Raw genomic sequence first — 20793 nt, 5'->3', positions numbered from 1 at the left:
CCATCGACAACAACCTCCGATCCATCACACGGTGTATCCACTTGCGCCGCGCGACCTCGTGTCGCACGGAAACTGACCAGGGGTGGTGGCAGCACAACCCACCAGCCACCCGCAGCGAGACCCCTTGCACCGAATGCCTCGGCAGCGTCCAGGGCACGACGAAACGCAGACAAGGGCAAGGGCAGGGCCAGGTCACGGCGACAGATCGCCAAGAGCCCAGAGGCGCTCGGATTCGGAGCCGCAGCGGGCTCTGCCGCATGGGCTACCGTCTCGGAAGTTATGCCGATCACTGCGAAGGCGCTCGTCGGGTCGGTTCTGGCCATCGGGGCGGCCATGGCCTCGCTGCGGGCTTTGGCGAACAAGGTGGACGAGGAGATGGGCAAGGATGAAGATCAATAGCCAGGTCGAGCCGTTGGCGCGCAACGCGATCCATGCGGCAGTTCAGCAGGACCTCGCTAAGCTTCGGGCTGCGCTCCGGGCGATCCCGAACGACCGAGCCGCCCACGAGGCCGTAGCGCTCGCCCTCGCTGTGACCCTGCTCGTTATGACGGACATTCATCACGGCAAACCAAGTGACGAGCAGACCCGGGCGGTAGCGGCCGAGATCGTCCGTGCCGAGGCTTGGGCTCAGGCGGGCGAAGAGCAGGTCTTCAATTTCCTTCTGCGCTTGGTCAACGGCGAGCCGCTCGCCCAGACGATTGCCGAGGAACACATCCTTCTGGCGTTCGTTGCGGCGGCTAATCTTCTGTCCTCCTGCCGTCGGGACAGCGAAGAATGGTGGGACCACCTCGACCGAGCGGAAGCGGCGCTAGAGACATGACTCGCCTGCCCATGTCACTGTCGGAGCGGAGCGCGGCCATGCAGGCCGAGAGGCAGCAGGAGGAGCCGGACGACCGAGCCGAGCCGTCGGAAGCTATGGAACGGCTGGTCGTATGCACATCTGGCGAGAAGCGCTCTAACCCCTAAAAGCGGCCGAGGTGAGTCCGACCTAAAGCCTTGCGCCGTCTGTCAATGATTGCGTGGATGGAGATCAGCTCAACCGGCGGACGACGGGCCGGAGGACGCTAATGAGAGGGCTCGTGTCGGTGGTCGACAGGTGGGCGCGGCACGCTGCTATGTTGTCGGCTTCGTTGAGCTCCGACCAATCGAGCAGGAAGCCTGCCGCGGCGCCCAGCTGCCGGAGGAACGCTCGGGTCGTTCGGCCGTTGCCCTCGCGAAACGGGTGGCAGGCGTTCAACTCGCCGTAATAGTGGGCAAGCGTTTCGACGAACGCCTCGTGCTTGAGGCCGAGGAGGAAGCTGTCCGCCGTCAGCCCACCGAGGACTGCATGGACCTGGTCGTCAATGAAACGCCAGTGGCAGAAGCGTGCTCCTGGCTTGCTGAAGTTGCCGGGGATGATCATGCGCGATGCCTGAACCTCCCGGATCGAAGTCAGGCGAAACTCTGTTTCCCGGAGGACGTCTGGGTCGGTGATCCCCAACTTGTTCTTGAGACAGTCGGTCCCTGTCCAGCAGTACGGATCACTCACCCTTTAGGCGAGCAATCTCGTCGGAGATCAGATCATCCGCGCTGACCACCACCGGCGACCGCGCTCCGCTCGGCTTCGTGCCGCCGTCCCCGCCGTCCCGCCAGGTGCCGCAGAGCATCGCCGACGGGCTCCAGTCGGAAATCCAGCGGTACAAGGACGAGTTGGCCCAGACCAAGCTCCTCCTGGAGGGCAAGGCGTCGCTGGCGCAGGCGCAGGCGGATGCGATGGTCGCGGCGGACCGCGCCGTGCGCGATGCCGACGCGCGCCGCGACCAGGCCGCCGCCCTGGTGGCGAGCTTGGCGCCATCCGCTCAGGCCGAGCAGGCGGCGCTCGACAGCAAGGGGACGCCGAAGGTTTCGGCCGCCCGGCGGGAGGAGTTCATCGCCCGCGCCCGGCGCGCCTCACACGAACCGCTCAACGAGATGCAGACCCGGGTCGAGATCGACGAGCAGTTGGGCGCGGCCGGCTGGACTGTCCAGGACGAGAGCCAGATCAATCTGTACGCGGGCACCGGTGTCGCCGTCCGGGAGGTGACCCTCGCGACTGGCCGGGCCGACTATCTGCTCTATGTCAACCAGCGGCTGGTGGGCGTGATCGAGGCCAAGCGCGAGGGGACCGCGCCGCGCGGAGTGGAGGCACAGCTCGACCGCTATCTCAACGGGCTCACCGCTGAGCAGAAGCTCGCCGCGTGGCACCGGGACGACCCGCTGCCCTTCGGCTACGTCGCCACGGGCACCGAGACGGCCTTCGTCAACCGGCTCGACCCGTTTCCGCGTACCCGTGAGGTCTTTGCCTTTTACCGGCCCGAGACGTTCGCAGGCCAACGCGATCAACCTCGCCTCCACCTCACCAGTCACCTTCGGCTCGACCGGCGGGGTGAGCCGCTTCCTGCGGGTGATGGTGTCCTCGACATCACCACCACGCTCGGCGTAGGCCCTGGAAGTCTTGACCACCGTGTCCACATGCACCCCAGCCCGCTGCGCGACGACTTCCTGGCTCGGCACCGGCCCCACCCGATCGGGATCGTTCTCATCACCACCATCAGCACACACCACAACCACCGCCAATTAGCGGCGACACGCTACTAGCAATCTCACCGCCCAGCGCGTGTTTTGTGGACGGTCAGCGGGTGACGCGGACCTCGCCCTCGAAGCGCGGCGAGTAGTCGCAGTCGATCTCGGTGCACAGCTCGATGCCCCCGTTGACGAGCGCTATGCCTCGGTTGAAGGCGAAGCCGCCGGCCTCCGCGTACACCCGGCCGGTCACGGCCTGCGCCGACCCGGTGCAGTAGACGGGCGCCCAGCCGCTGCCGTACGCGACGTTGTCGCCGGAGCGTTGACGCAGACTGAATTCTGCGCCGCCGTTCCGACCGGATTCGCAGGTCACGGTGAGGGTGATGTCGACGGCGACGCCGCGTGCGATCAGTTTCGCCGAGGTGACCTCGACGGTGCTGGCCGCGCTCGCCGGAGTCGGTGCGAGCAGCGCGAACAGGGAAAGGCAGAGCAGGGCGGTGGTGGTGGTGACACGGCGCACGGCGGTCCTCCTCAGTGGAGTGGGTGCGTTTCCACAGTCACCGTAGCCATCGGCGGTACTCGCCACCATCGATCGATCGTGGGGTGCTGGGCGGCCGTCGGGTGGGGGTGGATGGACGGGTGAGCGTGATGCCTGTGCGTCATCTTGATGACACACAGGCATCAGAGACTCAGGGGACATCGCTCCCCGGGAGCCGCGCAACGGCGCGGCGGCGATCAGGCCTGGCGGCGATCAGGCCTGGCGGCGATCAGGCCTGGCGGCGATCAGGCCTGGCGGCGGTCAGGCGCGCGAGCGGGGCAGGCAGCACTTCTTGTACTTCGTGCCCGAGCCGCACCAGCAGGCGTCGTTGCGGCCCGGCGGCCAGGAGGTGATGCCCGCGTCGTCGAGGCTGTCGGCGTACTCGTCGAGGGTTTCCTCGTCGATGGGATCGGTGCCGGCGAAGGCCGCCAGACCCTCGACGCTGCCCGCCACGATGCCCAGGTCGCCGCCGCCGAGTCCGGACGCGTCGGCGAGGGCGCGCTCGATCTGGGCGCGGTGTTCGTCCCAGGTGCTCGGATAGCTCTCGGCCAGTGCCGGCCAGCGCACCAGCAGCGCCTCGAACTCCGGCTTCGGCCAGAACAGCAGCGTCGCCGGACCGTCGTCGAGCGCGTCCGCGGCGTGGCTGGCCGCGTCGCGCAGCCGGTCGGCGAGGTTGTCGTGCTCGTCGTGCGGCAGGCTCAACTTTCCGCGCAGGTCGTGCCGCCGCTGGGCCAGGCCGTAGATCATGGCGGCGGCCGTGTCCTGGGCGTCCTCGGACTCGTGCTGGTGGGCGCGGCTGCGGTCCACCATCGCGTCGAGTGCCGCGGTGAGCCATTCGACCGCCGTTTCGGCGTGGCCGGACTCGGCCAGCTCGTCGACCAGGTGGACGGCGTCGGGGTCGGTCTCCAACAGCGGACGCAGCTCGGACAGCTCCGCCCGTCCCTCGTCGACTCGGCCGAGGCGCAGCAGGAGGCCGCCGCGCACGGCGCGGACGTACGTGTTGTCGTCGGGCTGCTCGGCGATGGCGCGGGTGGCCAGGGCGAGCGCGTCGGCCAGGTCACCCGCCTGCTCCATGATGTCCGCGGCGACCAGCAGGGCGTAGCCGGTGTCGGCGGGATCGGCGACTCGGCCCTCGTCGACGGCGCTCACCAGCTCGGTGACCAGCGCCGCCGGGTCGGGGCTCCCCGATCCCAGGGAACCGATCTCGTCGATACGGTCGGCGGTCAACATCTCGGGCATGGGCACATCCTGACGAACGGCGGGTGACGACCGGCCAGCGTACCCCGACACACAGCGCAGCCCGGGCGGCGAACCGCCCGGGCTGCGACGCGGACCTCAGCGGGTCGCGGGCATGGTGGCGAACTCGCCGGCTAGCTCGGACTCGACGATCGTCGCGGCGGACGGCCGGCGACCGGCCGACGCCCGCCGGGCGGAGGGGACGGCGAGGGACGCGAGCGCGGCGGCGAGGGCGATCGCGGTGAGGACGAGAAATCCCTCCGTGAAGCCGGCCTCCCGGGGCAGGCCGCTGGCCTGCGGGTGGGCGGTGATCACGCCGCTGACCACGGCCGCGCCGATCGCGCCGCCGATGGTACGGATGTTGGCGTTCATGCCGGTCGCCACGCCGGTCTGGCTGGCGGGCACGCTGGCGACGATGAGGTTGGCCATCGACGCGAAGGCCAGACCGATGCCGAGGCCGACCAGGCCGCCGGCGACGGCGACCTCCCAGCGGGTGTCGTGCGCGGCGGCGAGCATGGCGGACGCGGCCACGTTGAACGCCGCGCCGGTGGCGAGCTGCGCCTTGGCGCTGAACACGGCCTGGAGCCGGCCGGCGATGATGCCCGCGACGAACATCGCGACCAGCATCGGCAGCATGAGCAGACCGGCCTGGCTGATGCTGGCGCCGAAGCCGTAACCGGCCGCGGTCGGGGTCTGCACGAACTGGGGCAGGAACGCGTACACGGAGAACATCGAACCGCCGTAGAGCAGGGCGACCAGGTTGGTGGTCCAGACGCCGGGCAGGCGCATCATCCGCATGTCGATCAGTGGGTTGGCCGAGCGCAGTTCGGCGGTCAGCCAGCCGGCCAGCAGCACCACGGCGAGGGCGAGTAGGCCGAGCACCCGGGTGCTGGTCCAGCCCCAGGCCGCGCCCTGGCTGATCGGCAGGAGCAGCGCGACCAGCCAGCCGGAGAGCAGCAGGGTGGCCCGCCAGTCGATCCGACCCGGGGTACGCACCGGTGACTCCGGGATGAAGAGGTACGCGGCGACGGCGGTCAGTCCCACCACGACCAGGGGGATCCAGAACAGCCACCGGTAGTCCAGCGCGGTGACGATCGGCCCGGCCAGTACGACGCCCAGGCCACCGCCGGCGGCGACGATCGCCGAGATGGCGGCGACGGCGCCGGAGACCCGCGCGGCGGGGAACTCGTCGCGGATGATGCCGAACGACAGCGGGAAGACCGCGCCGCCGATGCCCTGCACGACCCGGGCGACGATGAGGACGCCGATGTTCGGCGCGATGGCGGCCACCAGGCAGCCGAGGGCGAGGGCGGCGAGCGAGACGACGAGCACCCGCTCCTTGCCGATCATGTCGCCGACCCGCCCGAGGATCGGCGTGAAGATCGACGCCGAGAGCAGGTAGGCCGTGAGGACCCAGGTCACGGTGTTCTGGGAGGTGTGCAGGTCCTGCTGGATGGTCGGCAGCACCGGGGTGATCAGCGACTGGAGCATCGCGAAGAATCCGGCGCCGGCCGCGAGCACGGTGAAGGTGAGCCGACGCGAGCTGCGTCGGGAGGTCACTGCCACGAGAGAAAACTCCTGAGATGGTACGGAAGAAGGCGTGTGTCGCCCGTCGTCGGCGGCGGGCGGGTTGTCGGGTTCGGGCGATCGGGTGGCCAGGCGGATCGGGCGGGTCCCGAGGTAAGCTATCCGGAGGCAGGCCTCCGGGAGTTCCGGAGGGGTGCCTCCACTAAGCTAGCGGAGGGTTGCCTCCGGATGCAACCAGGATGAGGTGACGCACGTCATGACCAGCGCGGAGCAGGTGTCCGAGGTGTTCGCGCAGCGGCCCAAGCGGGCCGACGCGCGGCGTAACTACGACGCCCTGGTCGCCGCGGCACGTGACGCGTTCGCCGAGAACGGCGCGGCCGCCTCGCTGGAGGACGTGGCCCGCCGGGCCGGGGTGGGCATCGGCACCCTCTACCGCAACTTCCCGACCCGGCGGCACCTCTTCGAGGCCGTCTACGTCGAGGAGGTCCGGGCGCTGAGCCGCTCCGCCGAGGACCTGGCCGAGCTGCCCCCGTGGGACGCCCTCGTCGCGTGGCTGCACCGCTTCGTCGCGTACGTCGCCACCAAGCGGGCGCTCGCCGAGCAGTTGCTGCACGACTCGGAGATCTTCGGGACCTGCCGGACGGAGATCTACGCCGCCGGCGAGCCGCTCATGAGCCGCGCCCAGGCGGCCGGCGTGGTACGCGACGACATCGGCTTCGACGACGTGGTGCGGCTGATCAGCGGGCTCACCATGGCCCAGTTCCCGTCGCCCGAGCAGCGCGACCGCGTCCTCGGTGTCGCCCTCGACGGGTTGCGCCCCGCGGCCGCCGCCCGCTGACGACGCTCACTCGTCGACCAGCACCAGCCACTCCGAGGGTGGCCTGGTCAGCCGCTAATACCTCAAGCGGCTCGGCGGCACCGCCACCATCGGCCGGTACGTCAGCCTGGGCGCACCGCAGTACGGCACGTACGTCGCCAACATCGTGGCATTCCTCGGCCTGGGTAGCTGCGCCGGCGTCGTGGCCTGCCAACAGATGACCATCGGCTCGGCGTTCCTCGCCGACCTGAACGCCGGCGACGACACCCCCGGCCCGGTGCGCTACACCACCATTCGGACACTCCAGGACGAGCTGGTTCGTCCGACCGGCAACGCCGCCGTCAACGGCGGCACGACGAACGTGCTCGTCCAGGCGTACTGCCCGCTGCGGGTGGTGGGGCACCTGGGCCTGGTGCTCGACGGCACGGCGTACACCATCGTGCGCGGCGCCCTGGTCGACGGCCCGGTGCGACCCAACTGCCTCGCGGTCTGACCGCTCGTCGGTGCGGTGGTCCCGCGGGGACCGCCGCACCGGGCCCGCGACGGCGAGTGTCGGTTGTATGACGATCCCGCGAAACGGTGTGGCAGACATCAGATGTCCTCGATAACCTGCTCCGGCCGTCCACTCCCGACAGTGTGGACGTCGTCCGTCGAGAGGGAGTAGCAGGCATGACCGAGCCGCACCGGGTGCCGCCGGAGAGCACACCGCCGACAGTGCCGCAGCTCGACGTCCGGGCCGCCGAACCGCCGACCGCCGACGCGCCGCCGCCCACCGGCGGGTTCGCCGACCGGCCGCCGGGTTACCCGAGCGCCCTGGTCTGGCTGCGCGCCGGGATCCTGCGGGACTGGCGGGGCGTGCTCGGCGCGTTCGTCGCCACCTGGTTCTACCTGCCGGTCGCGCTGCTCCTGGCGTTCTGGGGCGGTCTCAGCCTCGCCGCGGTCGGCCTCTTCGCCGGTGGCACCGGCGCGGACGACCAGCTCCCCTCGGCGCTGCGCGACGCCCCACTGATCGGCTCCCTGCTGGACGCGTTCCTCAGCCGCTCCGGCGGGGTGCTCGGCGGCGTGGCCGGCTTCGCGGTCGGCTTCCTGGCCGGCTTCCTCGCCGTACTGGCGCTGCCCTTTCTGGGCGTCGCCGACGAGCCTCTCGGGCTGCTCACCGGCCTGGTCGGCACGGTCGTCGCGGCGGCGCTGATCGGCGTCCTCTACACGCTGTACCGGGTACTGCTCGAGGCGAAACTGCTGGTGGTGTCCGGCGCGCGCCAGCCCAGCCGCCGCGAGAACGCGCGTCTGCGCCCGCTGCTGGACGACTGCGCGCGACGCCTCGGCCTGCCCAACGTGCCCCGGCTGCTCATGGAGGACGACCCGATCCTGAGCAACGCCCGGACGTACGCCCGGCACGTGGTGGTCACCACCGCCGTGCTCACCGAGCCGGACGACGAGGTGGCCGCGCTGCTCAGCCACGAGCTGGTGCACTGGCGCACCGGAGACGAGATCACCAGCGCCTTCGTCCGTGGCGTCGGCCTGCCGCTCACCCTCGCCCACGCCCTGCCCACCTGGCTGATGCGGACGTTCCCGCACCCGGCCACCAACTTCGTGGTGTTCCTGTTCTTCTGGCCGGTGCTGCTCACCATGCGGTACGTGGTGCTGCCCCTGCACGCCCGCGACGTACGGGCCGCGGAGTACCGGGCCGACCTCGGGGCCGTGCTGACCGGACACGTCGACGGACTGCGGCGCATCCTGGAGCGGCGGCTCTCCTTCGAGAGCGGGCGCAGCGGCTGGGACGAGGCGGTCTGCGCCACCCACCCGCCGCACGAACTCCGGCTCGACGCGCTGGAGCGGGCCTCGGTGGCCGGCGTACCCGCCGACGCCGCAGCGCCCGTCACCGCCGAACGGCTGTTCGGCCACAGCGGCCCGGTCGGCAGCCGCCGCACCTGGCTGCTGGTCGGCGCTCTCGCTCTCGCCGCCTGCCTCGGCACCAGTGGGCTGGGCGTGGTGCAGTGGGCGTTCTTCCGCCCAGAGGCGACGGTCGACGGATTCTTCTCCGCGCTCGCCGACTCCGACAGCGAGGCCGCGCTCGACCTGCTCACCGACGAGGACGCTGGCGCCGACCGCAAGTTGCTCGCCCAACTGCTGCGCGGCAAGGGCTACCAGCCACCGACCGACGTCGAGGTCACCTCGGTGGAGCGCGACGACGACACGGCCACCGTGACGGTGGCGTACCGACTGGGCGACGTGCGGCAGACCGCCACCCTCACCCTGCGCCGCGAGGAGGAGACCACGGCCGGCCTGTTCCACGGCTGGCGGTTGAGCGGCGGACCGATCCCGCTCAGCTCGTCGATCGCCGAGCCGGGCGTACGCCTCAACGGTGTGGAGCTGCCGGTCGCCACCGAGGGGCCGCCGCTGGTGCTGCTGCCCGGCCTCTACACCGCGACCGGCCCGTCCAGCGCGCTCAGCGAGACACCCGCCGAGACCGTGACGGTCGGCCCGGGGCAGGGCGGGGCGACCCTGGAACTGGCCCCGGTGCTCAAGCCGACGGCGGTCGAGGCGGTCGAGACCCGGGTCCGTGCCTGGTTGGACGAGTGCGCCAAGCAGACGGTCGCCGCCCCGCCGGGCTGCCCGTTCCGCTACTACGGCGGGTCCGCGCAGAAGGTCACGTGGAAGATCCTGGAGTACCCGAAGATCGCCGTCGAGCTGACCGGCCCGAGTACCGCCCGGGTGTCCACCCCGCTGGAGGGCCAGGGCAGGGTGCAGGTCAGCGGCACCACCACCTACTTCGGCACCAGCTCACCGTTCAGCGACGACAACGCGCTGACCGTCACGGGCCTCGCCACCGCCGACGGGGACGCCGTCGTCTTCCAACCCGCCTCCGACTGACCGGGAGACCCACCGTGACCGACAGCGACGCCGCGCGGCTGCCCGTCCGGCTGACCATCAACCCCCGACAGCGGCAGCCCGTGGCGGTCGACCTGCTGACCTGGATCCACCGCCGTCCGGAGTACCGGCCGGTGGTCCGGGCGGGCGGCGGTGGCGGGGGACGGCCCGGCTTCAGCGACGCCGTGATCATCGCGGTGCTGGCCCAGGGGCTGCTGCCGGGGCTGTTCAACCTGTTGCAGTCCTGGGTGGACCAGCAGCGCACCGAGGCCAGCATCCGGATCCAGTCCGGGGACACCGAGGTGGAGTTGCAGGTCAGCGGACGGACCGACTCGGCCCGCCTGCTGGCCCAGGCCACCGAGGCGCTGCGCGCGGCACGGGAGAGCGGCCCGGACGCCGCCGACTGAGGCCGACGGCGTCCGGACCAGCGCGGTCAGCTCGCCTTGGCCAGCGCCTCGAACTCGTCGTCGGTGAGCCGTACGTCTGCGGCGCCCACGTTCTCCTCCAAGTGCGCCACCGACGACGTACCGGGGATGGGCAGCATCACCGGCGAGCGGCGCAACAGCCAGGCCAGGGCGAGCTGCGCGGGCGTCGCGCCGTGCGCGTTGGAGATCGCGTCCAGCGGGCCGCCCGGCCGGGCCAGCTCGCCCGTGGCGATCGGGAACCACGGGATGAACGCCAGGTCGTTGCGTTCGCAGTAGTCCAGCACGTCCTCGGCGCTGCGGTTGGCGAGGTTGTACAGGTTCTGCACCGAGACGATCTCGGTGATCGCCCGCGCCTGCTCGATCTGCTCCACGCTGACCTCGGACAACCCGATGTGCTGGATCTTGCCCTCCTGCCGCAGGAGCGCCAGCTCGCCCAACTGGTCGGCGAGCGGAACCTGCGGGTCGATCCGGTGCAGCTGGTACAGCGGGATGCTGTTTAGGCCCAGGTGTCGCAGGCTCAGCTCACACTGCTGGCGCAGGTACTCCGGGCGACCCAGCGGACGCCAGTCGCCCGGCCCGGAGCGGGTCAGCCCGGCCTTCGTCGCGATGACCAGGTCGTCGGCGTACGGGTGCAGAGCCTCGCGGATCAGCAGCTCGGAAACGAACGGCCCGTACGAGTCGGCGGTGTCGATGAACGTCACGCCCAGCTCGACAGCCCGGCGCAGCACCCGGAGAGCCTCGGCCGGGTCCTTCGGATCACCCCACACGCCCGGGCCGGTGAGCTGCATCGCCCCGTACCCGAGCCGGTTGACGGTGACGTCGCCGCCGATCCGGTACGTGCCGGACGCCACCGAACCACCTCGTGATCGTCCCCCCGTGGCGGCCCGCCATGCCGCCGCCTGCCCGACTGTGTGCCGGGACACGACAACCGTGGCCCCTAGCGCTCGCCGTGTCCGGTCTGCTACGCCTGATCCGAGTCGGCGCGGCCGGCCGGGGGAGGCGCAATGTGGCGACGGTTCCGACCGGACCCGGTGGGTCGGCTCCGGGGGCGGCTGGACCGCTTCGCCGCCACCCGCGACCCCCGTGCGGTTCTCGACTCCGGCGCGATCCGCGACGCCGAGGCCGTCATCGACCTGGTGACCGAAACGCCCACGGACGGGCCGCTGCCCGAGCGGGTCGCCGAGGGCGTGTCCCTCCTGGCCGGTCTGCACTGGTACCGCTACCGGCTGCTGCCCGCGGGCGAGGACGCCGACGACCTCGACCAGGCGCTGCGGCTCACCGAGTTCCTGCTGCGCTTCGCGCCGGAACGGGTACCCCCGCCGCTGCTGGCGTTGCTGCGCGCCCAGCATGCTCGCGGGGGATCACCCCGGCCCGCCCCCGCCGCCCCCGCCGCCCCCGCCCCCGGCACCCGCGCCGCCCCCGACGACGCGGCGAACGCCCAGTACGTCGAGGCCGTCCTGCTGATGGCCGCGGCCGAGAACAACCGTGACTACCGGGTGGCCGACCAGGCCGAGGCGCTGCTGCGGCAGGCGTTGGCCGGTACGCCGGCGGGCACGCCGGAGCGCCTGCACTACCTGTCCGCCCTCGGCCGGGTCCACCGCGACCAGTTCCAGCATCTCGGCCGGCGGCGGGCCCTGGCGGCGGCCGTCGAGGCGCACCGGGAGAGCCTGGAAGCCACCGGCGTCGGCGACCCGGAACGTCCCGTACGGCTGTTCAACCTCGGCAACGTCCTGGGCGACACGTACGAGGTGGACCACGACCCGGCAGCGCTGGACGAGTCGATCACGGCACTGCGCGACGCGGTGCGGGCCGCTGCCCCGGGCGCGCCGGTGCGCACGATGGCGCGGATGAACCTCGGCCAACGGCTGCGCGACAGGTGGCGGTTGCACCGGCGGCCAGGCGACCTCGACGAGGCGGTCGACGCCTTCGCCGCGGCCCGGGGCAGTGCTGATCCCCGGGTCGCCGCGCTGCACGGCGCGGCCCTCGCCGAGCGGTTCCTCCGCGACCGCACGCCCGCCGAACGGGACGCCGCCATCGAGGCGTACCGGTCGGCGTTGACCGGGTTCGGTGGGCTCGACCCGGAACTCGCCGGCACTACCCGGGTCGGCCTCGCCACCCTGCTCGCCGATCGGCACCAGGCCGCCGCCGACCCGGCCGACCTCGACGCGGCGATCGACGCGTACCGGGCTGCCGCCGGGTCCGGGACGACACTCGACGGGATGGACGGGGACGAGTTGCGGCACGCCGTGGCCGGTCTGCTGGTGACCCGGTACGAGCGGCGGCGGCGGGCCGACGACATCACCGAGGCGGTACGGGTGCTGCGCGCCGGCGTGGACGTCGCCCGGGACCCCGTCCAGCGGGTGGGCCGGCTCGCCGACCTCGGCCACGCGCTCGCCCTGGGCCACGCCGACCTCGGCGGGGTGAACGCGCTGCGCGCCGGCCGCGACGCGCTGACCGAGGCGGAACGGCTGCTGCCTCGTACCGACCCGCTGCGTCCGCACGTCCTCAACAACCTCGGCAACACCCTGCGCGAACTCGCCGACCTGGCCGGCGAGCCGGCGCTGCTGGAGCCGGCGGCGGTCGCGCTGCGATCGGCCGTCGCCGCCGCCGAGCCGGAGGACGCCTCCCTGCCCCGGTACCGCTCGAACCTCGGTCTGGTGCTGCAGGCGCTGTTCGCCTCCACCCAGGACCTGGCGACCCTGACCGAGGCGATCCAGGTGTTGGCGCAGGTGATCGACACGACGCCACCCGGGCATCGGGACCGCTTGCCGGCGCTGACCAACTACGGCTCCGCCCTGAACCGCCGGGTCGAACTCTTCATCGACGGCGCGCTGCCCGCCCGTGACGGGTCCGTCGACGAGGTCGCGGCCGGCATCGCCCGGGACTCCGACGCCGCAGTGGCCGCGCTGCGCGAGGCCGCCGAGCTGGCCGAACAGGAGGCCGACCCCACCGAGTACGCCCAGACGGTCGGCACCCACGCGCTGGCCCACCTGCTGCGGCATCGCCTGAACGGTGATCTGCCAGCGCTGGACGAGGCCGTTCGGCTGCTCGAAGGGCTCAGCGAGCGGCCATCGGCCGACGCGGACCGGCACCGGATCCTCACGAACCTCGGCAACGCCCTCCTGCTGCGTTACCAGGCCGGGCATGCCGACGCCGACGCGACCGCCATGCTGACCGCCTACCGGGGGGCGGTCGACGAGCTGGTCGTCGAGCATCCCGCGCGCACCATGTGCCTGAGCAACCTGGCCACCGCCCTGGAAGCGGTCGCTGCGGCCACCTCCGATCCCGACACCACCACGGCGGACACCAGCGCGGGTCGCTCGGGCGTGGGTGGCTCCGGGGTGGGTGGCTCGGGCGTGGGTGGCTCCGGGGCGGGTGGTTCCGGCGTGGGTGGTGCCGACGCGTTGGCCGAGGCGACCGCCGCGCTGCGCGCCGCCGCCGACGTCGAGTCCGCGCCGTCGCTGCTGCGGGCGTCGGCCGCCAGCCGGTATGCGGCGCACGCCGCCCAGGCCGGCGACCTGGCGGCCGCGCTCGACGGGTACACCACCGCCATCGAGCTGATCGACCTGGTGGCCTGGCACGGCATGGATCCCGACGACCAGAGTCGCCTACTCGGGCGTTTCCCCGGACTGGCCAGCGACGCCGCGGCGGTCGCCATCGCCCTGGACCGCCCGGAGCGCGCGGTCGAACTGCTCGAATACGGCCGGGGCGTGCTGCTCACCCGCGCCCACGACGCGGGCGCCGACCTGGCCGCGCTGCGCGCGCAGGCCCCCCGGCTGGCCGCCCGCCTCGCCGACCTCCAAGCCGCCCTCGACGACTTCCCGGCGCCGCCGGCCGGGATGTCAGCGCCGTCCGGGCTGGCGTCGCCGTCCGGGCTGGCGTCGGTTGCTGGGGTGGCGTCGGCGGTCGGGCTGGCGTCGGTTGCTGGGGTGGTGTCGACGGTCGGGTTGGCTGGTGACGGCGTACCGGGCGCAGGGGCCGGAGCGACGCCGGAGCAACGGTACGACCTCGCCACCCGCCGCCGCCACCTGCTGACCGAGATCCGCGACCGCCCCGGCTTCGCCGATTTCCTCCGTCCGCCGCCGTTCGACGAGCTGGCCCGAGCTGCTGCCGTCGGCCCGGTGGTGCTGGTCAACGTCGCCGCCCGGCGCTGCGACGCGCTGGTCGTCGCCGACGGTCAGGTCACTGTGGTGCCGCTGCCGGAACTGACCCTTGCCGAGCTGGTCGTCCGGACGGTGAGCTTCCTGACCGCCATCGCGGCGATCACCGGGCCGGCGGCGGCGGACGTACCCCAGCCGCAGGTGCGGCGTCGGCACTCGATGGCCCGCGCCGAGGTCGCCCAGACACTGGACTGGCTGTGGCGCGTCATCGCCGCACCCGTACTCGACGTGGCCCTGCCCACCCCACCCGACGCCGAGCCCGCGGCCGGGTCGTCGCCCGACGCGGTCGGTGGTGGGCCCCGGCTGTGGTGGTGTCCCACGGGCGTACTCACCCTGCTGCCGCTGCACGCCGCCGGTCCGCTCGCTCGTGGCGACGGGGTGCTCGACCGGGTTGTTCCGTCGTACACGGCCTCGCTGCGGGCGCTGACGCACGCACGACGGGGCGGCCCGGCCCGGCACGGACCGGTCGACGCGGCGCTGTTCGTCGGCATGCCGCAGACGCCCGGCCTGGCCGATCTGCCCGGCGTCGCGCGGGAGGAGGAGATCGTCCGGCGGCATGTGCCCCGGGTGCGTTCCCTGCTCGGCCCGGTGGCCAGCCCGGCGGCGGTGCTCGCCGCCCTGCCCGAGCAGCCCGTCGCGCACCTGTCCTGTCACGGTACGCAGGACCTGCGCGCCCCGGCCCGGGGACGCCTCGAGCTGGCCGGCGGCGCGCTGCGCGTGCGGGACCTGTGGCGGCCGGCCGGCAGCCCGGCCGCGTTGGCCATCCTCTCCGCCTGCGAGACGGTACGCGGCGGAGCGGCCCTGCCCGACGAGGCGCTCACGCTCGGCACGGCCTTCCAACTGGCCGGCTTCCGGCACGTCATCGGCGCGCTGTGGTCAATCTCGGACACGCTGACGGTGCGGCTCTGCACCGACCTGTACGAAGGGTTGGCGGTGACCGGAGGGATCGACCCGGATCGCGCGGCCGTGGCCCTGCACGCGGCGGTCCGCCGCCTCCGCGCCGCCCTGCCCGACCATCCGGACACCTGGGCCGGCTACGCCCACCTGGGCCCCTGACTCCCCGACGGTGGCGACCGCCGCGTGGGCCCCTGACTCCCCGACGGTGGCGACCGCCGCGTGGGCCCCTGACTCCCCGACGGTGGCGAGCGGCCCGGTCGCCACGCCCGGCGCGGCGGATCGGAGCGCCAGCCGGGCTGTTCAGGCCGCGCCGACCGGCAGGCTGACGGCGGGGGAGTGGGCGGGCGGGGCGGCGGGGGCGTACCAGGTCACACCGACTGCCGCGACCAGCAGCGTGGTGCACAGCAGCACCAGGCCCACGCCCGTGCGCAGCGACCGGACCGCCGCCACGGCCTCCAGATGATCACCGAGCGGGGCCGGCGGGAGGGCCGCCACCGGGGTCACCGCCAACCGGCCGTGCGCCGCGCGGAGCAGCGCGAGCGCTCCCGCCACGCCCGCGAGCAGCGCGGCGAGCAGCAGCAACCCGACCAGCGCGCCCCAACCCGGCGCGAGCGTGCTCACATCCGAGCGACCCCGGATCAGGCTGAACCCGACCAGCGCCACCAGCAGGCCGCCGAGGCCGTTACGCCAGGCCACCGCCGCCGCGCGGACGCGCTCCAACTCGCCGCGCAGCAGGCCGGTCAGCTGCTGCGCGCGGCGCAGGTCGGCCACGGTCGCGGGCGGGCCGGGACGAAGACGGATCACGCCTCGACCTCCAACCACAGCGTCCAGTACGCCCCGCAGCCCCGCAGCCCGGCGGGGCACCCCGGGTGCTCGGCCTCGCACTCGCACAGCAGCGTCCGGTAACCGGGGTCCGAGGTCGCGGCGTCCTTGCGGTACACCTCGTCCACGAGAGTGGTGGTGCTCGTGTGGCCGCACCGGGGGCAGCGCCCGCTGAGCACCACCGCGAACTCGAACGCCTGGAGGCGGAAGTCCGCAGCGGCCCGCGTGGCGTACGCCTCGTCGGTCACCTCGGCGTACGGCAGTGGGCTCGACACCGGCTCGTCGTCGCGCATCCCGACCTCCCGCCACCGACACCTGGACCGTCCACCGTAGCCGGTGACCACACCGGCGCAGGTCCGCGTCCCCGTGTCCGCGCCCGCTCGTCCCCGGGGACCTGCCGGGGGCAGTTGCGCGGAGCGCCCGGTACCGCCCTCGTCGGCGTGCGACGCTGGGCGTGTGCCGGTGACGCCGGCCCGGGCGGCCGGCCTGGTGCGTGCCGGCGCGACGGCGGAGGGAGGACCATGGCGCAGGTGCCGCAGGTCGACTTCGCGCTCGACACGTACGAGTGCATCGTGATCTATCCCGGCGCGGCCGGACGGGCCCTGCCCCCGGAGACCGTGCAGCGGTTGCAGGCCGAGCACGCCGAGTACATGCAGGCGTTGCAGCGCCGGGGGATCATCCTGGTCGCCGGCTCGGTGGACGGCCCGGCCCGTACGCCGGAGCCGCCGATCGGCTTCGGGCTGGCCCGCACCGGCAGCGTCGAGGACGTGCGCAGCGTGCTGGAGGCCGACCCGGCGGTGCAGGCCGGCCTCTACCGGGTGGACGTGTTGACCTTCCTCTGCCCGGCTGGCTCGCTGGAGTTCCCGCTGGTCAAGGCCGGCGGCTGACCGTCGGCCCCACGACGGGTGTCGTGCTGGTGACGGTGTCGCGGTACGCGTCGGTGTTACGGTCGCGCGAACCGGGCGTGCCCGCGCCCGGCCAGACGGCGTACGACCCGGGTGACCTGCCCATCGCCGTGCCCGCCCGGCCCGCCTCCACGCGCCGCAGGGAGCCGCCGCCGGGAGCGCCCCGACATCGTCCGGCACGGAGGCGTACGATTCCCGGCGCGCGGTCGCCGTTGCCCGTCGCCACAACGTTCCCGGTGCGCTTGCGCCGCCGGCCCGACGCGTGCCGCGCATCGTTCGACACCTGTTCCGCTGCCTGCAAGGGGTCGGTCCCGAGTCCGACCCGAAGGAGAGACTAGCCTGATGGGCGTGACACGCCGCGCGAAGATCGTCTGCACTCTTGGTCCCGCCACCTCGTCGCCGGAGCGCATCCGGGGCCTCGTCGAGGCCGGTATGAACGTGGCGAGGCTCAACTTCAGCCACGGCAGCCACGCTGACCACGAGGCCGTCTACCGGATGGTCCGGGAGGCCTCCGAGGCCGCCGGCAAGCCGGTGGCCGTCCTCGCCGACCTTCAGGGCCCCAAGATCCGGCTTGGCAAGTTCACCGACGGCCCGCACGAGTGGCGTACCGGTGACTCCGTCGTGATCACCAGCGACGACATCGCCGGCACCAAGGGGCGGGTCTCCTGCACGTACCGGAAGCTCCCGCAGGAGGTGAAGCCCGGTGACCGGCTGCTGATCGACGACGGCCGCGTCGCCGTGGAGGTCACCGACGTCAGCAGCAACGACATCCGCTGCCTGGTCACCGAGGGCGGCCCGGTCTCCAACAACAAGGGCGTCTCGCTGCCCAACGTGGCGGTCAGTGTGCCCGCCATGTCGGACAAGGACGCCGAGGACCTGCGCTTCTCCCTGGGGCTCGGCGTCGACCTCGTGGCGCTCTCCTTCGTCCGTTCGGCCGAGGACATCAAGCTCGTGCACAGCATCATGGCCGAGGAGGGCATCTTCCGGCCGGTGTTGGCCAAGGTCGAGAAGCCGGAGGCCGTGGAGCACCTCGAGGCCATCGTGCTGGCCTTCGACGGCGTGATGGTCGCCCGTGGCGACCTCGGTGTCGAGATGCCGCTGGACCAGGTCCCGCTGGTGCAGAAGCGCGCCGTGCAGCTGTGCCGGGAGAACGCCAAGCCGGTCATCGTGGCCACCCAGATGCTCGACTCCATGATCGAGAACTCCCGCCCCACCCGGGCGGAGGCCTCGGACGTGGCCAACGCGGTCCTCGACGGCGCGGACGCGGTGATGCTCTCCGGCGAGACCAGCGTCGGCAAGTACCCCGTGCTGACCGTCAGCACCATGGCCAAGATCGTGACGACGACCGAGTCCGGCTCGATCGGCGTGCCCCGGCTGCAGCACGACCCGCGTACGCACGGCGGCGCGCTCACCGTGGCCGCCTCGTCGATCGCCCGGGCCATCAACGCCAAGGCGCTGGTCGCGTTCTCGCAGACCGGCGACACCGTCCGGCGGCTCTCCCGCCTGCACTGCGACCTGCCGCTGCTGGCGTTCACCCCGGTCCCCGAGGTGCGCGACCAGCTCGCCCTGACCTGGGGCGTGGAGACGTTCCTCATGCCGTTCGTGCAGCACACCGACGACATGTTCCGCCAGGTCGACCAGGCGCTGCTCGGGCTCAACCGGGCCAACCCCGGCGACTACGTGGTGATCGTGGCGGGCAGCCCGCCCGGCACCCCCGGCTCGACCAACACGCTGCGCGTACACCAGCTCGGTTCGCTGGTCGACGCGGCGTCGGCGCGGGCGCTGCAGTGAGCGACGGTCGGGTCGCGGTCGGCCAGGCAGCGGTGGACCAGCTGCTGGAGGTGCTGGACCTCGACCCGACCGGGGAGATGACCTTCCGGGGGATGAGCCCCCCGGTCGGCCCACAACGGGTGTACGGCGGCCAGGTTGCCGGTCAGGCCCTGGTCGCCGCCGGCCGCACGGTGGACCCGGAGCGGTTCGTGCACTCGCTGCACGGCTACTTCGTCCGCCCCGGCGACCCTGTCGAGCCGATCGAGTACCAGGTGGAGAACATCCGCGACGGCCGGTCGTTCTCGGTACGCCGCGCGGTCGCCCTTCAGCACGACAAGCCGATCTTCTTCATGTCGGCGTCGTTCCAGCGGGCCGAGGAGGGGTTGGACCACCAGGCTCCCGCCCCGCTGGAGGTGCCCCCGCCGCAGGACGTGCCGACCATGTCCGACCGGCTCTCCCGTTACCCGGAGCGCCTGGGTATGTGGGCGCAGATCCCCCGCCCGATCGACGTGCGCTACGTGGGGGAGCCCGGCTGGGTCCGTCCCGGCGACCGGCCAGCCGACCCGCACCAGCGGGTCTGGATGCGCATCGACGGCAAGTTGCCCGACGACCCACTGCTGCACGCGTGCGCCCTCACGTACGCCTCCGACCTCACCCTGCTGGACTCGGTGCTCTCCGTGCACGGCGAGGTGTGGGGGCCGGGTGGCGTGGTCGGCGCGAGCCTGGACCACGCGCTGTGGTTCCACCGGCCGTCCCGCGCCGACGAGTGGTTCCTCTACGACTGCTGGAGCCCGTCCGCGTCGGGCGCGCGCGGGCTGGCGACCGGCCGGATGTTCACCACGGACGGCCGGCAGATCGCCAGCGCCGTACAGGAGGGTCTGCTGCGCCGCGTCGGCGCCTGACCCGATCGGTCATGCCTGGTGGATGGCCTCGCCGGCGATCTCGATCTGCACGGTCTTGCCGACCAGCACGCCGCCGCTCTCCAACACGACGTTCCAGAGCAGGCCGTAGTCCTCCCGGTTGATCTCGGCGGTCGCGCTGAATCCGAAGATGTTCTGCCCGTACGGATCCTGACGGGCGCCGCCGAAAGTCACCTGAAGGTCCACCGCGCGGGTGATCCCCTTCACCGTCAACTCGCCGGTGAGCACAAATCGATTGGGCTCGGACTGCGGCGGGGGATTGTGACTTCTGCCTCGTCCACCAGGTCGGTGGTTGCGCAGGCGTGCCCAGTAGAAAATCGGGTCTTCGTTGCTCTGCCACTTGATGCCAGTGCTTCGATATTCGAGAGTGGTATAGCGCTCCACGTCGAGGAAGTCCGCGCTTTTCAGGTGAGTGTCCCGGTCGGCGTTTCCGGTGGAGATGCTCGCCGCCGCGATGGTGGCGGTCACCCCGGAGCGCAGCGGATCCTCTGCCACCGTGATCTCTGCGGTCGCCTCGGCGAACTCGCCGCGTACGGGGCTCACCATCATGTGACGGGACAGGAAACCGATCCGCTTGTGCGCCTGATCGAGGCGGTAGGTGCCGGCGATCGGGATGGTCATGCCATCCCAGGTGCGTGTGGCGACATCGGCCATCGTGTTGCCTTCCCCCCCCGGGTTCATCAATGTCTGGCCCGAGCCCCAGAAACCGGTCGGGCAGGTGCAGTGCCCGCCCAGCATAAGGACGCTCCGAATCGGCCTTTCGGGCCCCACCGGGTAGTGGATCACGGCCGTCGGTGCTATTGGCTATTCGTCGATGCGTGACCGATCGGCCGAGGGCCGCCGGTCCCGGCGGATGACCTGCGGGCTAGCCTTGCCGGCATGCGTCTCTCCGCCCGGGTCGACTACGCCCTCCGCGCGGCCGCCGAGCTCGCCGCGACGGCCAGCGGCCCCGGGCGGGGCCGGCCGGTCACCGCCGACCAGATCGCCCGCGCGCAGGAGATCCCGCCGAAGTTCCTGGAGAGCATCCTGTTGCAACTGCGCCGGGGTGGCATCGTGCACGCCCAGCGTGGTCCGGAGGGCGGTTACTGGTTGGCCCGTCCGGCCGAGGAGATCTCCCTCGCCGAGGTGATCCGGGTGATCGACGGGCCGCTCGCGCACGTCCGGGGGCAGCGCCCCGAACAGCTCGGCTACCACGGACCGGCCCGTGCCCTCCAGGAGGTCTGGATCGCGCTGCGCGCCAGCGAGCGCGAGATCCTGGAGCTGGTCAGCGTCGCCGACGTGGCAGCGGGCACTCTGCCCGCCCGCGTCACCGAGCTGGCCGCCGACCCGCGCGCCTGGATCTGAGTGCCAGCCGGCCCGGACCT

At 72.4% G+C, this 20793-nt stretch carries 18 protein-coding genes and 1 pseudogene; 11 read left to right on the top strand and 8 right to left on the bottom strand.

Features of this window, described 5'->3' with window-relative positions:
- The first annotated feature begins 385 nt into the window (after positions 1–385).
- Complete coding sequence (locus tag ACLQ24_RS10565; RefSeq protein WP_425890784.1) at positions 386–820, top strand: hypothetical protein; 435 nt, start codon at positions 386–388, stop codon at positions 818–820.
- A 210-nt stretch (positions 821–1030) separates the two neighbouring features.
- Here ACLQ24_RS10565 and ACLQ24_RS10560 read toward each other — a convergent pair whose 3' ends face one another.
- A complete protein-coding gene (locus ACLQ24_RS10560; RefSeq protein ID WP_425890782.1) occupies positions 1031–1528 on the bottom strand; it encodes a Fic/DOC family protein in 498 nt (165 codons plus the stop codon).
- Positions 1529–1605: 77 nt separating this feature from the next.
- Between ACLQ24_RS10560 and ACLQ24_RS10555 the strand changes: the two genes are divergently transcribed.
- On the top strand, positions 1606–2616 hold the full coding sequence (locus ACLQ24_RS10555; protein WP_425890780.1) for a type I restriction endonuclease: 1011 nt from the start codon (positions 1606–1608) through the stop codon (positions 2614–2616).
- A 34-nt stretch (positions 2617–2650) separates the two neighbouring features.
- On the opposite strand, the gene ACLQ24_RS10550 is transcribed toward ACLQ24_RS10555, so the two are convergent.
- From ACLQ24_RS10550 to ACLQ24_RS10540, 3 genes are all read right to left on the bottom strand, one after another.
- A complete protein-coding gene (locus ACLQ24_RS10550) occupies positions 2651–3061 on the bottom strand; it encodes a hypothetical protein (protein WP_425890779.1) in 411 nt (136 codons plus the stop codon).
- Between the two features lie 279 nt (positions 3062–3340).
- Positions 3341–4318, bottom strand: coding sequence for an SEC-C domain-containing protein (locus tag ACLQ24_RS10545; RefSeq protein ID WP_425890778.1), 978 nt, complete (start codon positions 4316–4318; stop codon positions 3341–3343).
- Positions 4319–4414: 96 nt separating this feature from the next.
- The gene (locus tag ACLQ24_RS10540; protein ID WP_425890776.1) at positions 4415–5881 is read right to left on the bottom strand and encodes an MFS transporter; all 1467 of its coding nucleotides are present in this window, start codon (positions 5879–5881) and stop codon (positions 4415–4417) included.
- 217 nt (positions 5882–6098) lie between these two features.
- Here ACLQ24_RS10540 and ACLQ24_RS10535 point away from each other — a divergent pair, with 217 nt between their 5' ends.
- From ACLQ24_RS10535 to ACLQ24_RS10520, 4 genes and pseudogenes are all read left to right on the top strand, one after another.
- Positions 6099–6680, top strand: a complete 582-nt coding sequence (locus ACLQ24_RS10535; RefSeq protein ID WP_425890775.1) for a TetR/AcrR family transcriptional regulator — start codon at positions 6099–6101, stop codon at positions 6678–6680.
- Between the two features lie 28 nt (positions 6681–6708).
- A pseudogene (locus ACLQ24_RS10530) lies at positions 6709–7152 on the top strand (lipase); the annotation flags it as partial.
- Between the two features lie 176 nt (positions 7153–7328).
- Entirely contained in the window at positions 7329–9533 is a 2205-nt protein-coding gene (locus tag ACLQ24_RS10525; protein WP_425890773.1) for a M48 family metalloprotease, read from the top strand.
- 14 nt (positions 9534–9547) lie between these two features.
- A complete protein-coding gene (locus ACLQ24_RS10520; protein WP_425890771.1) occupies positions 9548–9937 on the top strand; it encodes an effector-associated constant component EACC1 in 390 nt (129 codons plus the stop codon).
- A gap of 26 nt (positions 9938–9963) precedes the next feature.
- Here the strand turns inward: ACLQ24_RS10520 and ACLQ24_RS10515 are convergent, their stop codons facing one another.
- Complete coding sequence (locus ACLQ24_RS10515; RefSeq protein ID WP_425890769.1) at positions 9964–10806, bottom strand: aldo/keto reductase; 843 nt, start codon at positions 10804–10806, stop codon at positions 9964–9966.
- A gap of 153 nt (positions 10807–10959) precedes the next feature.
- On the opposite strand from ACLQ24_RS10515, the gene ACLQ24_RS10510 reads away from it, so the two are divergent.
- A complete protein-coding gene (locus ACLQ24_RS10510) occupies positions 10960–15171 on the top strand; it encodes a CHAT domain-containing protein (protein ID WP_425890767.1) in 4212 nt (1403 codons plus the stop codon).
- Positions 15172–15312: 141 nt separating this feature from the next.
- On the opposite strand, the gene ACLQ24_RS10505 is transcribed toward ACLQ24_RS10510, so the two are convergent.
- Positions 15313–15816, bottom strand: a complete 504-nt coding sequence (locus tag ACLQ24_RS10505; RefSeq protein WP_425890765.1) for a hypothetical protein — start codon at positions 15814–15816, stop codon at positions 15313–15315.
- Positions 15813–16127: a hypothetical protein gene (locus ACLQ24_RS10500; RefSeq protein WP_425890764.1), complete on the bottom strand. Its 315-nt coding sequence runs from the start codon at positions 16125–16127 to the stop codon at positions 15813–15815. The genes ACLQ24_RS10505 and ACLQ24_RS10500 overlap by 4 nt, the downstream gene beginning before the upstream one ends.
- 228 nt (positions 16128–16355) lie before the next feature.
- On the opposite strand from ACLQ24_RS10500, the gene ACLQ24_RS10495 reads away from it, so the two are divergent.
- The 3 genes from ACLQ24_RS10495 to ACLQ24_RS10485 all read left to right on the top strand — a co-directional run bounded on the left by ACLQ24_RS10495 (position 16356) and on the right by ACLQ24_RS10485 (position 19411).
- Positions 16356–16721 carry a YciI family protein gene (locus ACLQ24_RS10495; RefSeq protein ID WP_425890762.1) on the top strand — a complete coding sequence of 122 codons (366 nt, stop codon included), beginning with the start codon at positions 16356–16358 and terminating at the stop codon, positions 16719–16721.
- A 360-nt stretch (positions 16722–17081) separates the two neighbouring features.
- On the top strand, positions 17082–18530 hold the full coding sequence (gene pyk, locus ACLQ24_RS10490; protein ID WP_425890760.1) for a pyruvate kinase: 1449 nt from the start codon (positions 17082–17084) through the stop codon (positions 18528–18530).
- A complete protein-coding gene (locus tag ACLQ24_RS10485) occupies positions 18527–19411 on the top strand; it encodes an acyl-CoA thioesterase (RefSeq protein ID WP_425890758.1) in 885 nt (294 codons plus the stop codon). Before pyk ends, ACLQ24_RS10485 begins: the two co-directional genes overlap by 4 nt.
- A 9-nt stretch (positions 19412–19420) precedes the next feature.
- Here the strand turns inward: ACLQ24_RS10485 and ACLQ24_RS10480 are convergent, their stop codons facing one another.
- Entirely contained in the window at positions 19421–20083 is a 663-nt protein-coding gene (locus ACLQ24_RS10480) for a YceI family protein (RefSeq protein ID WP_425890790.1), read from the bottom strand.
- A gap of 225 nt (positions 20084–20308) precedes the next feature.
- Here ACLQ24_RS10480 and ACLQ24_RS10475 point away from each other — a divergent pair, with 225 nt between their 5' ends.
- A complete protein-coding gene (locus tag ACLQ24_RS10475) occupies positions 20309–20773 on the top strand; it encodes an RrF2 family transcriptional regulator (protein WP_007462839.1) in 465 nt (154 codons plus the stop codon).
- The last annotated feature ends 20 nt before the right edge of the window (positions 20774–20793 follow it).

The sequence above is a fragment of the Micromonospora sp. DT4 genome (genome assembly GCF_049841675.1).
Lineage (GTDB): Bacteria > Actinomycetota > Actinomycetes > Mycobacteriales > Micromonosporaceae > Micromonospora.
Note: the sequence above shows the minus strand (reverse complement) of the source record. Positions and strands in the feature narration are given on the sequence as shown.